The organism is Streptomyces luteolifulvus, assembly GCF_008806595.1.
GTDB lineage: Bacteria > Actinomycetota > Actinomycetes > Streptomycetales > Streptomycetaceae > Streptomyces > Streptomyces luteolifulvus.
Window position 1 is genome coordinate 1 of the sequence record NZ_VZRB01000016.1, and the last position, 13223, is coordinate 13223.

14 protein-coding genes are annotated in these 13223 nt (G+C 70.8%); 5 read left to right on the forward strand and 9 right to left on the reverse strand.

The window, feature by feature from the left end; translation table 11 throughout:
• Nucleotides 1-136 precede the first annotated feature (136 nt).
• The 3 genes from F7R91_RS22360 to F7R91_RS22370 form a co-directional block, all read right to left on the reverse strand.
• Nucleotides 137-325: a hypothetical protein gene (locus tag F7R91_RS22360; protein ID WP_150950880.1), complete on the reverse strand. Its 189-nt coding sequence runs from the start codon at nucleotides 323-325 to the stop codon at nucleotides 137-139.
• A gap of 186 nt (nucleotides 326-511) precedes the next feature.
• Complete coding sequence (locus F7R91_RS22365) at nucleotides 512-1012, reverse strand: DUF6082 family protein (RefSeq protein ID WP_150950881.1); 501 nt, start codon at nucleotides 1010-1012, stop codon at nucleotides 512-514.
• A gap of 239 nt (nucleotides 1013-1251) precedes the next feature.
• Entirely contained in the window at nucleotides 1252-1659 is a 408-nt protein-coding gene (locus F7R91_RS22370; protein WP_150950882.1) for a winged helix-turn-helix transcriptional regulator, read from the reverse strand.
• Between the two features lie 90 nt (nucleotides 1660-1749).
• Between F7R91_RS22370 and F7R91_RS22375 the strand changes: the two genes are divergently transcribed.
• The 4 genes from F7R91_RS22375 (at nucleotide 1750) to F7R91_RS22390 (ending at nucleotide 5384) form a co-directional block, all read left to right on the forward strand.
• Nucleotides 1750-2604: an SDR family oxidoreductase gene (locus F7R91_RS22375; protein WP_150950883.1), complete on the forward strand. Its 855-nt coding sequence runs from the start codon at nucleotides 1750-1752 to the stop codon at nucleotides 2602-2604.
• A 138-nt stretch (nucleotides 2605-2742) separates the two neighbouring features.
• Complete coding sequence (rarD, locus tag F7R91_RS22380; protein WP_150950884.1) at nucleotides 2743-3717, forward strand: EamA family transporter RarD; 975 nt, start codon at nucleotides 2743-2745, stop codon at nucleotides 3715-3717.
• A 95-nt stretch (nucleotides 3718-3812) separates the two neighbouring features.
• Entirely contained in the window at nucleotides 3813-4283 is a 471-nt protein-coding gene (locus F7R91_RS22385) for a VOC family protein (RefSeq protein ID WP_150950885.1), read from the forward strand.
• A 150-nt stretch (nucleotides 4284-4433) separates the two neighbouring features.
• On the forward strand, nucleotides 4434-5384 hold the full coding sequence (locus F7R91_RS22390; RefSeq protein ID WP_150950886.1) for a M28 family metallopeptidase: 951 nt from the start codon (nucleotides 4434-4436) through the stop codon (nucleotides 5382-5384).
• A 12-nt stretch (nucleotides 5385-5396) separates the two neighbouring features.
• On the opposite strand, the gene F7R91_RS22395 is transcribed toward F7R91_RS22390, so the two are convergent.
• On the reverse strand, nucleotides 5397-6632 hold the full coding sequence (locus F7R91_RS22395; protein WP_150950887.1) for a tetratricopeptide repeat protein: 1236 nt from the start codon (nucleotides 6630-6632) through the stop codon (nucleotides 5397-5399).
• A 244-nt stretch (nucleotides 6633-6876) separates the two neighbouring features.
• On the opposite strand from F7R91_RS22395, the gene F7R91_RS22400 reads away from it, so the two are divergent.
• On the forward strand, nucleotides 6877-7416 hold the full coding sequence (locus F7R91_RS22400) for a DUF6668 family protein (RefSeq protein ID WP_150950888.1): 540 nt from the start codon (nucleotides 6877-6879) through the stop codon (nucleotides 7414-7416).
• Nucleotides 7417-7426: 10 nt separating this feature from the next.
• On the opposite strand, the gene F7R91_RS22405 is transcribed toward F7R91_RS22400, so the two are convergent.
• From F7R91_RS22405 to F7R91_RS22425, 5 genes are all read right to left on the reverse strand, one after another.
• A complete protein-coding gene (locus F7R91_RS22405) occupies nucleotides 7427-8320 on the reverse strand; it encodes an ABC transporter permease (RefSeq protein ID WP_150950889.1) in 894 nt (297 codons plus the stop codon).
• Nucleotides 8307-9281, reverse strand: a complete 975-nt coding sequence (locus F7R91_RS22410; protein WP_150950890.1) for an ABC transporter ATP-binding protein — start codon at nucleotides 9279-9281, stop codon at nucleotides 8307-8309. The genes F7R91_RS22405 and F7R91_RS22410 overlap by 14 nt, the downstream gene beginning before the upstream one ends.
• Before the next feature lie 51 nt (nucleotides 9282-9332).
• A complete protein-coding gene (locus tag F7R91_RS22415) occupies nucleotides 9333-10574 on the reverse strand; it encodes a LolA family protein (RefSeq protein ID WP_150950891.1) in 1242 nt (413 codons plus the stop codon).
• A 273-nt stretch (nucleotides 10575-10847) separates the two neighbouring features.
• Nucleotides 10848-11846 carry a CHRD domain-containing protein gene (locus F7R91_RS22420; protein ID WP_225320742.1) on the reverse strand — a complete coding sequence of 333 codons (999 nt, stop codon included), beginning with the start codon at nucleotides 11844-11846 and terminating at the stop codon, nucleotides 10848-10850.
• A gap of 143 nt (nucleotides 11847-11989) precedes the next feature.
• Nucleotides 11990-13000: a polyprenyl synthetase family protein gene (locus F7R91_RS22425; protein WP_150950893.1), complete on the reverse strand. Its 1011-nt coding sequence runs from the start codon at nucleotides 12998-13000 to the stop codon at nucleotides 11990-11992.
• Nucleotides 13001-13223 lie beyond the last annotated feature (223 nt).

Below are 13223 nucleotides of genomic sequence, written 5' to 3' on the forward strand. Positions count from 1 at the left end.
TGGCCTCCCGGCCGACCAGCAGGGGCACGGTCTGACCTCAGAAGTCACGTGCTTCAGGCGATGAAAGTGCTCACCTGCTGGCGGCTACGGCACCGAGTCTCTACGCCCCGGCAAGTCCCATTAGGCGTGGGGGAGGTCAGACGTCGGGGATGTCCCGCTTGGCGCGTACGAGGGTCTCGCGGGTGATGACGACGATGCGTTCGTAGTCGGCGCGGGCGGCGTCCGCCGGGAGCAGGGCGTCGAGGTCGTCGGTCCGGTCCGTGCCGATCACGGCGAAGCTGCCGTCGCTCAGCTCGAACAGATCGGGACAGGTCTCGCCCGACATGCTTCCTCGCTGGCGGGGCGAATCCCCGAGGCGGCGGACGATACTGACGGCGGGGAGTTCGCTGTACACGCAGGAGCCCTCTGTCTATGGCCGAGCGGAATGAAGTCCAGCCCTGGGATGGGAAGGTGAAGCGTCGCCCGGCAAAACTTATCAGGCTCCCCATAGGCCACGGGGGGCAAACCTGGTTCACTCGGAAGGGCCCACGACCCACCATTCATCGGGACCGTCGGCGAGTTCCTCCATCATGGCGTCGACGGCCTGCCCCACCCTCGCCTCCAGCGACTGGCGCGGCAGGCTCTTGCGGTGGTCGCCCGTCATCTCCCAGTACTCCTGGAAGACACGGTTCACGCACCACACCCGCAGGTGGCCGATGAGTTCGTTCCAGTCGACGGCACCCAGGCGATGGTTCAGCACGATGGCGCTGTAGTGCGCGTTGACGAACAGCAGTTGCCGGCGCTTGCTCGCCGACACGCCCTGGAGCGTGCTCAGGGCCTCCGACAGCGCCGGATCGGCGAGCGCACGCCCGGTCTGCTCCGCCATGAAGCGATGCAGCTGGATCAGGTTGGCGTTGCGCATCTCCTCGGTGAGGACCGTGAGCTGCTTCAGCAGGCTCTCCAGGAGCTCCTCCTGCCGTCCGCCCCCCGTTGCAGAACCGATCCTTCGCGCATCCGGATTCTCTGTGGCCAAGGCGGAACCCCCGAGTCAGGCGTCCGGCCGCCGGTCGGCTGTCTCGTGGGCGGCACGAGGACCGGCGCGCGGGTGGGCACAGCGTCCCGCCCCCAGCATGCCGGGCGGCACCAGTCGGCGCGGGAGGCGGACGGGGGGCGCATGGATGGACGTACGCTCAGGCCACCCAACGCCGCCCTGCCTTGTCTCTGCCCAGCCAGCGCCGCCCGCATTCGCCCGGCCGGCCCGAGGCGCCCGCGTCAAGCCCGTTCAGAGCCCTCTTTCCGCGCGTCGTACCCCTCCCGCGCCTTCTGCACTGCCCCCATCCGCTCCTCCGTCCACAGCGCAAGGCCCCGCACCTGCTCGGCCGCCTCCCGGCCCAGGTCGGTCAGGGAGTAGTCGACTCTCGGTGGGATCACCGGCTTGGCGTCGCGGTGGACGAGGCCGTCGCGCTCCAGCGTCTGGAGGGTCTGGGTCAGCATCTTCTCGCTGACCCGGCCGATCGCCCGGCGCAGTTCGCTGAAGCGGTACGGGCGCTCCAGGAGCTCGATGAGGACCAGCACTCCCCAGCGGGACGTGATGTGCTCCAGCACCAGGCGGTACGGGCACATCGCCTCGCCGGTGTCGTACTTGCTGTCCTTGCCCACTGCCTGGGTACTTACGGCCATGACAGTACCTTACTTCAAAGTGGGTACTTTCGCTGAGTTAGCGCATCTCCTACGGTTAGCGCAGACGCATCCCACAAGGAGTCCTGAATCATGAGCATCGTTGTCACCGGCGCCACCGGACACCTCGGCCGCCATGTGGTCCGGCAGCTGCTGGAGAAGGTTCCGGCCGACCGGATCACCGCCGTCGTCCGCAGCAAGGAGAAGGCCGCCGACTTCGCCGCCCGCGGTGTGCAGCTCGCGGTCGCCGACTACAACGCTCCCGAGACCTTCGACGGCCTCTTCTCGGCCGGCGACAAGGTGCTGCTGATCTCCGGCAACGAGTTCGACAAGGGCCGTGTCGGCCAGCACAAGGTCGTCATCGACGCCGCCAGGAACGCCGGTGCGGCCCTGCTCGCCTACACCAGCGCCCCCGGCACCCTGAGCGCCGCGCTCGCCGACGACCACCGGGGCACCGAGGAGGCCCTGCTGGCCTCCGGCGTCCCCTACGCCCTGTTGCGCAACGGCTGGTACAACGAGAACTACACCGAGAACCTCGCCCCGGTCCTCCAGCACAACGCCGTCGTCCAGGCGGCCGGCGAGGGCAGGGTCGCCTCCGCCGCCCGGGCCGACTACGCGGGCGCCGCCGTCGCGGTGCTGACCGGCGAGGGCCACGAGAACCAGACGTACGAGCTGGGCGGGGACACCGCCTGGGGCTTTGCCGAGTACGCGGCCGAGCTCAGCAGGCAGACCGGCAAGGAGATCGCCTACCACGCGGTCCCGGTCGAGGCCTTCACCGAGATCCTGGCCGGCGCCGGGCTGCCCGCGCCCTTCGCCGCGATCCTGGCGGGCGTCGACCTGTCCATCGAGAAGGGCGAGCTGGGCACCGTCACCGGCGATCTGTCCCGGCTGACCGGCCGCCCGACCACGCCGATCGCCGATTCGATCGCGGCCGCGCTCAAGAGCTGATCACCCCTTCCACGGGTACGTACCCCCGCCTGTCATGACCGTATGGCGATACGGGCATGACAGGCGGGGGTGTTCGGCGTTACCTTCTTGAAGGCTGCGCGAGAGCAGCAAGGTGAGTGATGAGGTGCGGAGGTACCCGTGACCGGGAAGTCGAAGGGTGAGCGGCGGACAGGCCTGCTGAACGGCTTCGCGGCATACGGGATGTGGGGGCTCGTCCCCCTCTTCTGGCCCCTGCTCAAGCCCGCCGGAGCGGTGGAGATCCTCGCCCACCGGATGGCGTGGTCCCTCGTGTTCGTCGCGGTGGCGCTGGCCTTCGTGCGCCGCTGGGCCTGGGCGGGCGAGCTGCTGCGGCAGCCGCGCCGGCTCGGGCTGATCGCCGTGGCGGCGGGCGTCATCACCGTGAACTGGGGCGTCTACATCTGGGCCGTGAACGCCGGCCATGTGGTCGAGGCCTCGCTCGGCTACTTCATCAACCCCCTGGTCACCATCGCGATGGGCGTGCTGATCCTGAAGGAGCGGCTGCGGCCCGTGCAGTGGGCGGCGGTCGGCGTCGGCTTCGCGGCCGTGCTCGTGCTGACCATCGGATACGGGCAGCCACCGTGGATCTCCCTGACCCTCGCCTTCTCCTTCGCCACGTACGGCCTGGTGAAGAAGAAGGTCAACCTCGGCGGCATCGAGTCGCTGGCTGCCGAGACGGCGATCCAGTTCCTGCCCGCGCTCGGCTATCTGCTCTGGCTCACCGCCCAGGGGAGGTCCAGCTTCACCGGCGAAGGTCCGGGGCATGCGGCGCTGCTCGCGGCGACCGGAATCGTCACCGCGCTGCCCCTGGTGTGCTTCGGTGCGGCCGCGATCCGCGTGCCGCTGTCCACGCTGGGGCTGCTGCAGTATCTGGCGCCCGTCTTCCAGTTCCTGCTCGGTGTTCTCTACTTCCATGAGGCGATGCCGGCCGAGCGGTGGGCCGGATTCGGGCTGGTGTGGCTGGCGTTGACGTTGCTGACGGCGGACGCGTGGCGCGCTGCGCACGGTGGAGCCGGCGCGCACGGGCAAGCCCAGCCCGGCTCCGGTCGACGCCTGATCCTGGGGGCTCCGCCCCCCGGGCGCCGTTCGGCCTGAACGGCCTCGCCCTCAAGCGCCGGACGGGCTGTACAGGCTTGCCCTACGACGAGTTCCGGCCCTTTCCGGTCCCCCGGCCGCTATAAGTGGTCGGCATGACGCAGACACCCGCACCCACCCCCGTGCACTGGAAGCTCGTCGTCGACTCGGCCGACCCGCATGCGCAGGCCGACTTCTGGGCCGCCGCGCTCCACTATGTGGCCGAGGACAACAGCGCCCTCGTCGAACGGCTGCTGGAACTCGGTGCGCTGCCCGGTGCGGCCACCGTGGAGTTCCACGGCCGGGCGGCCTTCCGGGACCTGATCGCCGTACGGCATCCCGATGACCCCTACGACAAGGACAGCGGGACCGGGCTCGGACGCCGGCTGCTGTTCCAGCGGGTGCCGGAGCCGAAGACCGTCAAGAACCGGCTGCATCTCGATCTGCACCCGGGCGAGGGCCGGCGCGAGGCGGAGGTCGAGCGGCTGCGGGCGCTCGGGGCCGGTGTGCTGCGGCGGGTGAAGGAGCCGGCCGGGGAGTGGGTCGTGATGACGGACCCGGAGGGGAACGAGTTCTGCGTGCACTGAGCGGCCTGCACGCGGACCGCGGTGTGGCCCGCTATCCGAACGCCCTGTCCGGATAACGCTCTTGACGGAGAGTCAGTTTCAGCTTCACCATCCTGGCACCCCATTCACTGTGGAATCCCTGTGATTCCCAAGGAATTCGGAGCCCCCCACATGAAGCTCTCCGTTTCCGGGCGGGCGACGGCTGCCGCTGCCGTCGCCGCCGTCACCCTGCTGGCCGGCGGATCCATAGCCGACGCGGCGCCCGCCTCCCGGACCCCGGTGGCCGCCGCGCCCGACCTGCCCGTCGCCAACATCAAGGCACACCTGACCCAGCTCCAGTCCATAGCCACCGCCAACGGCGGCAACCGGGCGCACGGCCGCGCCGGCTACAAGGCCTCGCTCGACTATGTGAAGGCCAGGCTGGACGCGGCCGGGTTCACCACCACGGTCCAGCAGTTCACCTCCTCCGGCCGTACCGGCTACAACCTGATCGCCGACTGGCCCGGCGGCGACACCAACCAGGTGATCATGGCGGGCTCCCATCTCGACGGCGTCAGCGCCGGGCCCGGCATCAACGACAACGGTTCCGGCTCGGCGGCCGTCCTGGAGACCGCGCTCGCGGTGTCCCGGGCCGGCTATCACCCCGCCAAGCACCTGCGATTCGCCTGGTGGGGCGCGGAGGAGCTGGGCATGGTCGGCTCCCGCTACTACGTCAGGAACCTCTCCTCGGCGAACCGCGCGAAGATCAAGGGCTATCTGAACTTCGACATGATCGGCTCGCCGAACCCCGGCTACTTCGTCTACGACGACGACCCGGCGATCGAGAAGACGTTCAAGGACTACTTCACCGGCCTCGGCATCGCCACCGAGCCGGAGACCGAGGGCGACGGCCGCTCCGACCACGCATCCTTCAAGAACGTGGGCATCCCCGTCGGGGGCCTGTTCAGCGGGGCCGACTACCTCAAGACGGCGGCGCAGGCGGCCAAGTGGGGCGGTACGGCGGGACGGGCCTTCGACCGCTGCTACCACTCGTCCTGCGACACGACGGCCAACATCAACGACACGGCGCTGGACCGGAACGGCGACGCGGTCGCCCACGCGGTGTGGCAGCTGTCGTCGTAGCCGGCGTTCGCGTCAGCTTCCCGGAGAGTCCTGCACCGTGCGGGCGCGTTCCGCCAGGCGGGTCATCCGGGACCGGGCCGACTCCAGTTTCTCGATCTCGTCGGCGGCCGGGCCCTCCTCCGCGGTGAGCTCGCTCCACAGGGCGATCAGGTCCACGCCCAGGTCCAGGCCCTGCACGGGGTTGCGTACGGCGCGCCAGGCGGTGGCCGCGCTCTGGATGTTGCCGTACGCGGCCTCGGCGTCCCGCTCACGGCGGTGGATGCGGGCGAGGTCGAGGGAGAGGCGGAAGGAGCGGACCGGTTCGTCGGCCAAGTAGGCGATGTAGGCGGTGAGTTCGCACAGCCGCAGCACCTCGGGGTGCTCCGGCCCCAGCGTCCCGGACGCCTCCGCCACGGTCCGCTCCGCGAGCTCCGAGGCTGCCTCGATCCGGCCCGCCTTGACGGCCTCGTTGATCCGCGCGACCGGCTCCGCGAGAAGCGCGGCCCCCTCACCGGCGGCGCTCAGCGTCCCGTCCCCCAGCACGGCTTCGGCCACGGCGTCGAACCCCCTGGCGGGGGTGGGCTTGGGATCGGGGTCGAGGGCCGGGTCGTGGCGAGGGGTGGGAGGGGGCGCGAGGACGGAGGCGGAGCCGGCCGCGGCCCGCGCCGGGGCGGACTCGGGGATCGGCTGCGGGGCGGGCGGCCACTCCTGATGCAGGGCCGGAGCGGAGTACGGGGCCGGCCAGGTGTGCGTCTGGGAAGCCGGTGTTCCGTCCATCACCGGCGGCGGCCCGAACGTTCCCGTCGGTGCCGCGACCGTGCCGGGTGGGGTGGGGTCGGCCGGGTCCGGGAGCGCTCGCAGGGGAAACGTCGGGGACGGCTCGACGGACGCCTGCGGCTCCGCTTCCCGTACCGGCTCGGGGACCGGGTGCATCACGTGTGTGGGCTTGTCGCGCTGCTCCCCCGGCGGTGCCACCCGTACGGGATCGGCGGCGAACTCGCTGGAGCCGTCCGGATTCACCCGGAGGGGTACGACGTACCCGGTGCGTTCGTCGTGAACCGTGGCAAGGACGGCGTGGCCCATGGCGAGCGCGACACGGTGGAGATGGCTCAGGACGGCGTGCTGGATCTCCTTGCCGGCGGCCGCGACGACCGGTACGCCGCCCACCGACGCGCCGCCCGCCCCCGTGACGCGGACGTCGATCGGTGCGGCTTCTGCGATGGCCGGGCCGGCGGGTGCCCGCTTCGGGTCGCGGCTGAGTCGAGACATCGGTTCCCTCACTCGGATGCGTCGGGGAGTCGCCGTACAGCGCGCTCAGTGTCCATGGTGCTCCCTCCCGCCGCCGGGTGGGCGCTCCCTCAGCGTCAAGATCGGGTCGTACGACTACTGTTGAGTTTCGCCCCTTGCCCGCGATTCCCACGTCACCGTGGCGTCACAGACTCGTTCCAGGAACTCACGCCCTGTCAAGGGCGGCGCGCGGGCGGCGGGCCTCGCGGAGGGAGGAGCACGCGCCATGCGGACGGAGGGCGGGCCGGGTCCTGAGATCTGGCTCCGCGGGCCGGTGGACGCGGAAACCGCGGAGCCGGAGGCCGTACGGCAGCGGGGCGGCCTCCCTCACGCCGCCGTCCGGCGCTACTCCTGGGTCGGCACCCATGGCGGGGCGGGCGTCTCCACGCTCGCCGCCGTCTACGGCGGTCACGACTGCGGCCGTGAATGGCCCGGCCCCGACGCCCCGCACTCGGTGCTGCTCGTCGCCCGTACGCACGCCGCCGGACTGGCGGCGGCCCTGCGCGCCGTGGAGGTGTTCCGGCGCGGGGAGGCTCCGGCGGGGCTGGACCTCGATGCCGTGGTGCTGGTCGCGGACGCGCCGGGGCGGCTGCCGCGCCCTCTGGTCCACCGGGTGAACGTGATCGACTCGGTGATCGACGTGTACCGCGTGCCCTGGGTGCACGCCTGGCGCCTGGGCGAGCCGGGCACGGGGCCACCCCGTGGGACGGAGCCGCTGGTCCGTCTCACCGGGGCGGCCAGGAGCCGCGGAGCCGCTGACGAGTGAGCGGACACGGCTACGTCGTCACGTCCTTGCCCGCGAAGCGTGCCCAGGCAGCCGAGCCGAACACCGCCGCGTACAGGGCCTGGAGGCCGAGGTTCTTCACCAGGTCGTCCCAGTAGACCGGGTCGCGCATGAGATCGGCGAAGGACAGCCAGTGGTGGGAGAACAAGTAGGGATGGATCGCGTGCAGCTGGGGGATCTGGTCGAGGATCTGGACGGTGATCAGCAGGCCCACCGTCGTCGCCATCGCCGCGATGCCGCTGTTCGTCAGGGTGGAGACGAACAGGCCGAGCGCCGCCAGGCCGATCAGTGACGCGGCGACGACCAGGGCGATCAGCACGGCCCGGACCAGGCCGTCGGCGAAGCTGATCCGCGTTCCCGAGATGGTCGTCAGCTCGCCGAGCGGGAACAGCAGGGCGCCGACCGTCAGCGCCGAGACCGCGACCACCAGCGTGGCGACCAGGCAGAAGGACATGACGGTCGCGTACTTGGTGAGCAGCAGACGGGTGCGGCCGGCGGGGGCGACCAGGAGGTAGCGCAGGGTGCCGGCGTTCGCCTCGCCGGCGATCGCGTCGCCCGCGACGACGCCGACGGCCATGGGCAGGAAGAAGGGGAGGGTCGCGGCCAGCGCGGTGAAGACCAGGAAGAGGCCGTTGTTGGTGATCTGCGAGATGAACGCCGGGCCCTCGCCGCCCGAGCCGCCCGCCGCCGAGCCGTCGCTCGTCTCGATCTTCACGGCGATCCCGACCAGGACCGGTACCGCGGCCAGCACAGCGAGCAGCGCGAGCGTGCGCCAGCGGCGGAGGGTGGTGAACAGTTCGCTGCGCAGCAGTCCGAGGGTCCACAACGGGCTCGTCCTGCGCGGGACGTCACGGACGACTTCGCGGACGACCTCAGCCTGCGACATCGAACCCCTCCCCCGTGAGTGCCACGAACGCGTCCTCCAGCGAGGGCCGTTCCACGCCGAAGCCGCGGACCCGGACCCCGGCCGTCACCAGCGCGGCGTTCAGCTCGGCGAGGTCGCGGTCCGGGGGTTCGGCGGTCACCAGGTCGTCGGTGACGACGACGTCCGTGGCGCCCTGTTCCTTGAGCACCCGGGCCGCCTCCCCCGTGTCCGGTGTGGTCACGGCGAGCCGGCCGCGGGTGCCCGCCGCGAGGTCCGCCACCGGGCCCTGCGTGATCAGCCGGCCCTGGGCCATCACCGCGGCATGCGTGCACACCTGCTCGATCTCGTCGAGCAGGTGCGAGGAGAGGAAGACGGTCGTGCCGTCGGAGGCCAGCTCCCGCACCAGGGCGCGGATTTCGCGCATGCCCTGCGGGTCGAGGCCGTTGGTCGGTTCGTCGAGCACGAGGAGTCTGCGCGGCTGGAGCAGCGCGGCCGCGAGGCCCAGGCGCTGCTTCATGCCCAGCGAGTACGCCTTGGCCTTCTTGCCCCCGGCCGCCGCGAGCCCCACCCGGTCCAGCGCGGTGGCGACGCGGGTGCGCCGGGTGCGCGGATCGGAGGTCGGGTCGGCGGCGTCGTACCGGATGAGGTTGTCGCGGCCGGAGAGGAAACCGTAGAGGGCCGGTCCCTCGATGAGGGCGCCGACGTGCGGGAGCACGGCACGCGCGGCGCGGGGCATGGGACGGCCCAGGACGTGTGCCGTGCCCGAGGTCGGTCCGATCAGGCCCATCAGCATGCGGATGGTGGTGGTCTTGCCGGAGCCGTTCGGACCGAGGAAGCCGAAGACGCTGCCCGCCGGGACGGTCAGGTCGAGACCGTCGACGGCGAGCTGTCCGCCGCGGTAGCGCTTGGTGAGCGCACGGGTGGCGATGACGCTGTCACCCGCGCCCTGCGGATCCGGCTCCGTGGCGGACGGTTCGTCCATCGGCTCCCTCGATTCGTCGTACGCCGCTGGGTACCTGCGTGCGTACGGTACTCACCGTGCGGCGTCGGCCGCCTTCACCAGCGCCTCCTTGGTGACCGCTCCGGCGTACACCGTGCCGTCCTCCGTGACCAGGGCGTTGACCAGGCGGGTCGAGAAGACCGTGCCCTTGCCGAAGGTGCCGGTCACCTTGTCGCCGAACGAGCCGAGGAAGCCGCCGAGGTCACCGCCGGCCTCCTCGCCCGAGGGGATGCCCTCGCCGCCGGAGTCGTAGGTGGCGATGGCGGTCCAGCCCTCGCCGATGACCTTCATGCCGTCGCCGTCGAGCTCCTTGCCGAGCTCCTGGTCGAACTCCCTGCCGAAGTCGTCGCCGGACTTCCTGAAGTCCTCGGGCGCCTTCGCGGGCGCGTCGTTCTCCTCCGTGACCTTCGCGCCCTTGGGCGGGGTGAAGTCGAAGGTGGAGGCGGCCGGCCTGGCGAAGCTGACCTGGGTGAACCCGGCGTCGATCACGGCGGCGCCGCCGCTCGCCGGGGTGAGCGTGAACTTCAGCGGCATCCCGGTCTTCGCGTCCACGGCCACGCTGATCGCGCCGATGGTGGAACCGGAGTCCTTCGGCTTGATGACGAGCCGGTACGCGTCCCGTCCGGCGACCTGCGCGGTGCCGTCGACGGTGATGGAGGTGGTGTCGTCGGCCGCCTTCAGTGCCTCTTCGGTGAGGTCCTTGGGCGTGGCCGGGACCTCCTCCTCGTGCTCGTCCCGCGCGTCCGCGCCGTCGGCCGCGGTGGAGTGGTAGACCTCGTTGGCCTTGCTGTCGTAGCCCCAGACGTCCTTGCCGTTGTGGATGACGCTGTATTCGGCGGCGTCCTCCAGCAGGGAGAGCTTCTGCCGGTCGGGGCCGTCCGCCGCGACGCGCAGGGTGTGTGTGCCGGAGGCGAGCTCCATCAGCTTGGCGGACGGGTCGGCGGTGGACTCGTCGCCGCCGGACTGCGTGGCGCCGGACAGCAGGCCGCTCTCCAGGCCGCCCAGGTCGGGCAGTCCGAGATCGGTGCTGATCTTCACGGTGCCGGACAGCTGCTGTACGTCCGACGCGGCGATCTTCTCGACGAGTTGCTGTGCGCTGATCTTCGGCAGGTCGGGATCGCCGGAGTCGGCGAGCGCGGGGACGAGCCCGATGGTCGCCGCAGCCAGCCCCACCACGGTGACCGGGACGACGTACCGCGCCGCCCTGCGCCGTCCGGCGCGGAGGTCCTCGGTCTCCCCGGTGCTCGTGCTGTCATCGGATTCGTACGGTGCCATGTGTGCCTTACCTCCGTCGTCGGCGGCGGCCGCCCGTCTCGTCTCTTCCTCGCACCAGGTCCTGTCGGCCTAGTCCCACCCTGAGCCGCCATTCTCACCCGAATCGGTGAGGAGTGGTGTTTTCCGTTGTCTCCATCTGACCAAATCGGCGCAGGGGATTCGTCAGCCCGCGGGATCAACTCCGTGTACATCTGCGGTATGACGTGAGAGGGCGGCGCCTCCCCCGACCCGTAGGGGTCGTGCCGGGTGACGCCGCCCTCACCAACTGACGGTTCAGCGCTGGATGAACACGTAGTCCGCCTGGTAGGGCACACCGACGATGGTGCCGGGCGTGCAGGAACCGGCCGGGGCGACGCCGCCGACGGTGTTCAGCCGCAGGATCTCCGCGGTGCCGGCGAGCAGGCCGTGGTGCTTACCGGACTGGGTGGCCTTCAGGTCCAGTTCGGGGATGTTCTTGTCCCCGTTCGGGGTCTTGGAGATCAGCGAGCCGGTGACCGCGCTGTGGTCGGGTGCGATCCACTGCGGGGTACCGGAGTTGGGCTTAACGAAGGAGTGCGCTATGTGGCCGCCGAGCCGGGCCCTGACGTCCCGCTGGGCGAAGGCGTATCCGCCACCCTCGGCGGGCTTGCACTGGTAGATCTGCTTGCCCTTGACCACGGACGCCTGGAAGTTGGCGAGGGCGTGCCGGAAGTCGAAGGCGGTGGTGACCTTGTGGAGCTGGCCGCGGACGGCGCCGCCCGGGAACTCGGCCGTGTGCAGGTTGGCGTAGAACGAGCCGGGGTCGGACTTCAGTGCGGCGAGCAGGGCCGGGTCCTCGACCTTGACGGTGCCGGTGACGCTGTGGTGCCTGGTGTTCTCCAGCAGCTTGGTGAAGTCGATCTTGACGCCGCCGTTGGCGCCCTTGGCGCCCTGGTGGATGTGGAGCAGGGTCGGCTTTCCGGTGCGCCGCCAGGTCACGGCGACGGACACCTTGTTGCCCTTGACCCTGATGAACTCGAGCGCGGCGCCGTCCTTGTCCCCGACGGCCGGGCCGCCCGCCACGGGCACCTCGTTGGTGCCCCGGAGACTGGCGGCGAGGATCGTCCCGCCGCTGCCGCCGGCGGCGGTTCCGCTCTGGGTGACGATGGCCTGGCCGCCGTGGCCCGCGTGATCGGCGCGGATGCCCTGGGCGGCGAAGGCGGGAACGACGGCGGCGGCGACCCCGCCGGCGGCGGCCACCGCGACGGCGGTGACGACAAGGCTCTTACGGCGCTTCCAGAACGTCGTGTTCATGCCCATGATTCTTTTTTCTCCCCGTATGTCAGCCGACGCCCCCTGCGTCGACTTCTGGGCATGAATACGGAAGGGATCTCAGATTGGACTCAGTCCACAAGTGTGACGTGCGTCACGCCGGGTTACCCGCCCGCACAGCCACGTCAGCCGGCTCGGTGCACCACCGCGTCGCACAGCTCCAGAAGCGCCGCCTTCGCATCGCACTCCCGCAGCGGAGCCAGGGCCGAGCGGGCCTCCTGGGCGTAGCGCACGGTGTCCCGGCGGGCCTGCTCCAGCGCCGGGTGGGACCGCAGCCCGGCCAGCGCCTCGGCATGGCGGGCGTCGTCGGTCAGATCGGAGTCGAGCAGCTCGCACAGGGCGATGTCCTCGGCCAGGCCCAGCCGGGCCGCGCGCTCGCGCAGGCGCAGCACCGGCAGCGTGGCGATGCCCTCGCGCAGGTCCGTGCCGGGGGTCTTGCCGGACTCGTGGGAGTCGGAGGCGATGTCCAGGACGTCGTCCGCGAGCTGGAAGGCGACGCCGAGCCGCTCGCCGTACTGCGTCAGCACGTCCACGACCGTCTCGTCGGCGCCCGACATCATCGCGCCGAAGCGGCACGACACCGCGACCAGCGAGCCGGTCTTGCCGCCGAGCACGTCGAGGTAGTGGTCGACCGGGTCACGCCCGTCCGTCGGCCCGGCCGTCTCCAGGATCTGCCCGGTCACCAGGCGTTCGAACGCCTCCGCCTGGACACGGACCGCCTCCGGCCCGAGGTCGGCCAGGATGTGCGAGGCACGGGCGAACAGGAAGTCACCCGTCAGGACCGCGACCGAGTTGCCCCAGCGGGTGTTGGCGCTGGCCACACCGCGCCGGACCGCCGCCTCGTCCATCACGTCGTCGTGGTACAGCGTCGCCAGATGCGTCAGCTCGACCACCACCGCCGACGGCACGACCCCCGGCGCGTACGGGTCCCCGAACTGGGCGGCGAGCATCACGAGCAGGGGACGGAACCGCTTCCCGCCCGCCCGCACGAGGTGCTGTGCGGCCTCCGTGATGAAGGGGACCTCACTCTTGGTGGCTTCGAGCAAACCCTCCTCGACGGCCGTCAATCCAGCCTGGACATCGGCTTCCAGAGCCTGGTCCCGCACGCTCAGCCCGAACGGCCCGACGACGGTCACGAGGGGTCTCCTGTCTGCTGGTGTCTACCGGCGATTACACGGTTTGTCGATAGGTCGCTGCCATCACTCAAGTCAGCGTATCCGGTCACGTTTCGATCACCACGAGCGCCCACCTCCCGTGGTGCGGACTTCGCCCGACCGGGAGTGCCCCCGTCAGGCCGGGCGGTTCCCCCTCACGACCGGTATGTTTTCGATCACCCGATATGGACGGACTTCTGTAGAT

Coding starts and splice junctions, on each gene's coding strand:
- F7R91_RS22360 (WP_150950880.1), bottom strand. CDS start 325: ATGTCGGGCGAGACCTGTCCCGATCTGTTCGAGCTGAGCGACGGCAGC.
- F7R91_RS22370 (WP_150950882.1), bottom strand. CDS start 1,659: ATGGCCGTAAGTACCCAGGCAGTGGGCAAGGACAGCAAGTACGACACC.
- F7R91_RS22375 (WP_150950883.1), top strand. CDS start 1,750: ATGAGCATCGTTGTCACCGGCGCCACCGGACACCTCGGCCGCCATGTG.
- F7R91_RS22385 (WP_150950885.1), top strand. CDS start 3,813: ATGACGCAGACACCCGCACCCACCCCCGTGCACTGGAAGCTCGTCGTC.
- F7R91_RS22390 (WP_150950886.1), top strand. CDS start 4,434: ATGAAGCTCTCCGTTTCCGGGCGGGCGACGGCTGCCGCTGCCGTCGCC.
- F7R91_RS22395 (WP_150950887.1), bottom strand. CDS start 6,632: ATGTCTCGACTCAGCCGCGACCCGAAGCGGGCACCCGCCGGCCCGGCC.
- F7R91_RS22400 (WP_150950888.1), top strand. CDS start 6,877: ATGCGGACGGAGGGCGGGCCGGGTCCTGAGATCTGGCTCCGCGGGCCG.
- F7R91_RS22405 (WP_150950889.1), bottom strand. CDS start 8,320: ATGTCGCAGGCTGAGGTCGTCCGCGAAGTCGTCCGTGACGTCCCGCGC.
- F7R91_RS22410 (WP_150950890.1), bottom strand. CDS start 9,281: ATGGACGAACCGTCCGCCACGGAGCCGGATCCGCAGGGCGCGGGTGAC.
- F7R91_RS22415 (WP_150950891.1), bottom strand. CDS start 10,574: ATGGCACCGTACGAATCCGATGACAGCACGAGCACCGGGGAGACCGAG.
- F7R91_RS22420 (WP_225320742.1), bottom strand. CDS start 11,846: ATGAACACGACGTTCTGGAAGCGCCGTAAGAGCCTTGTCGTCACCGCC.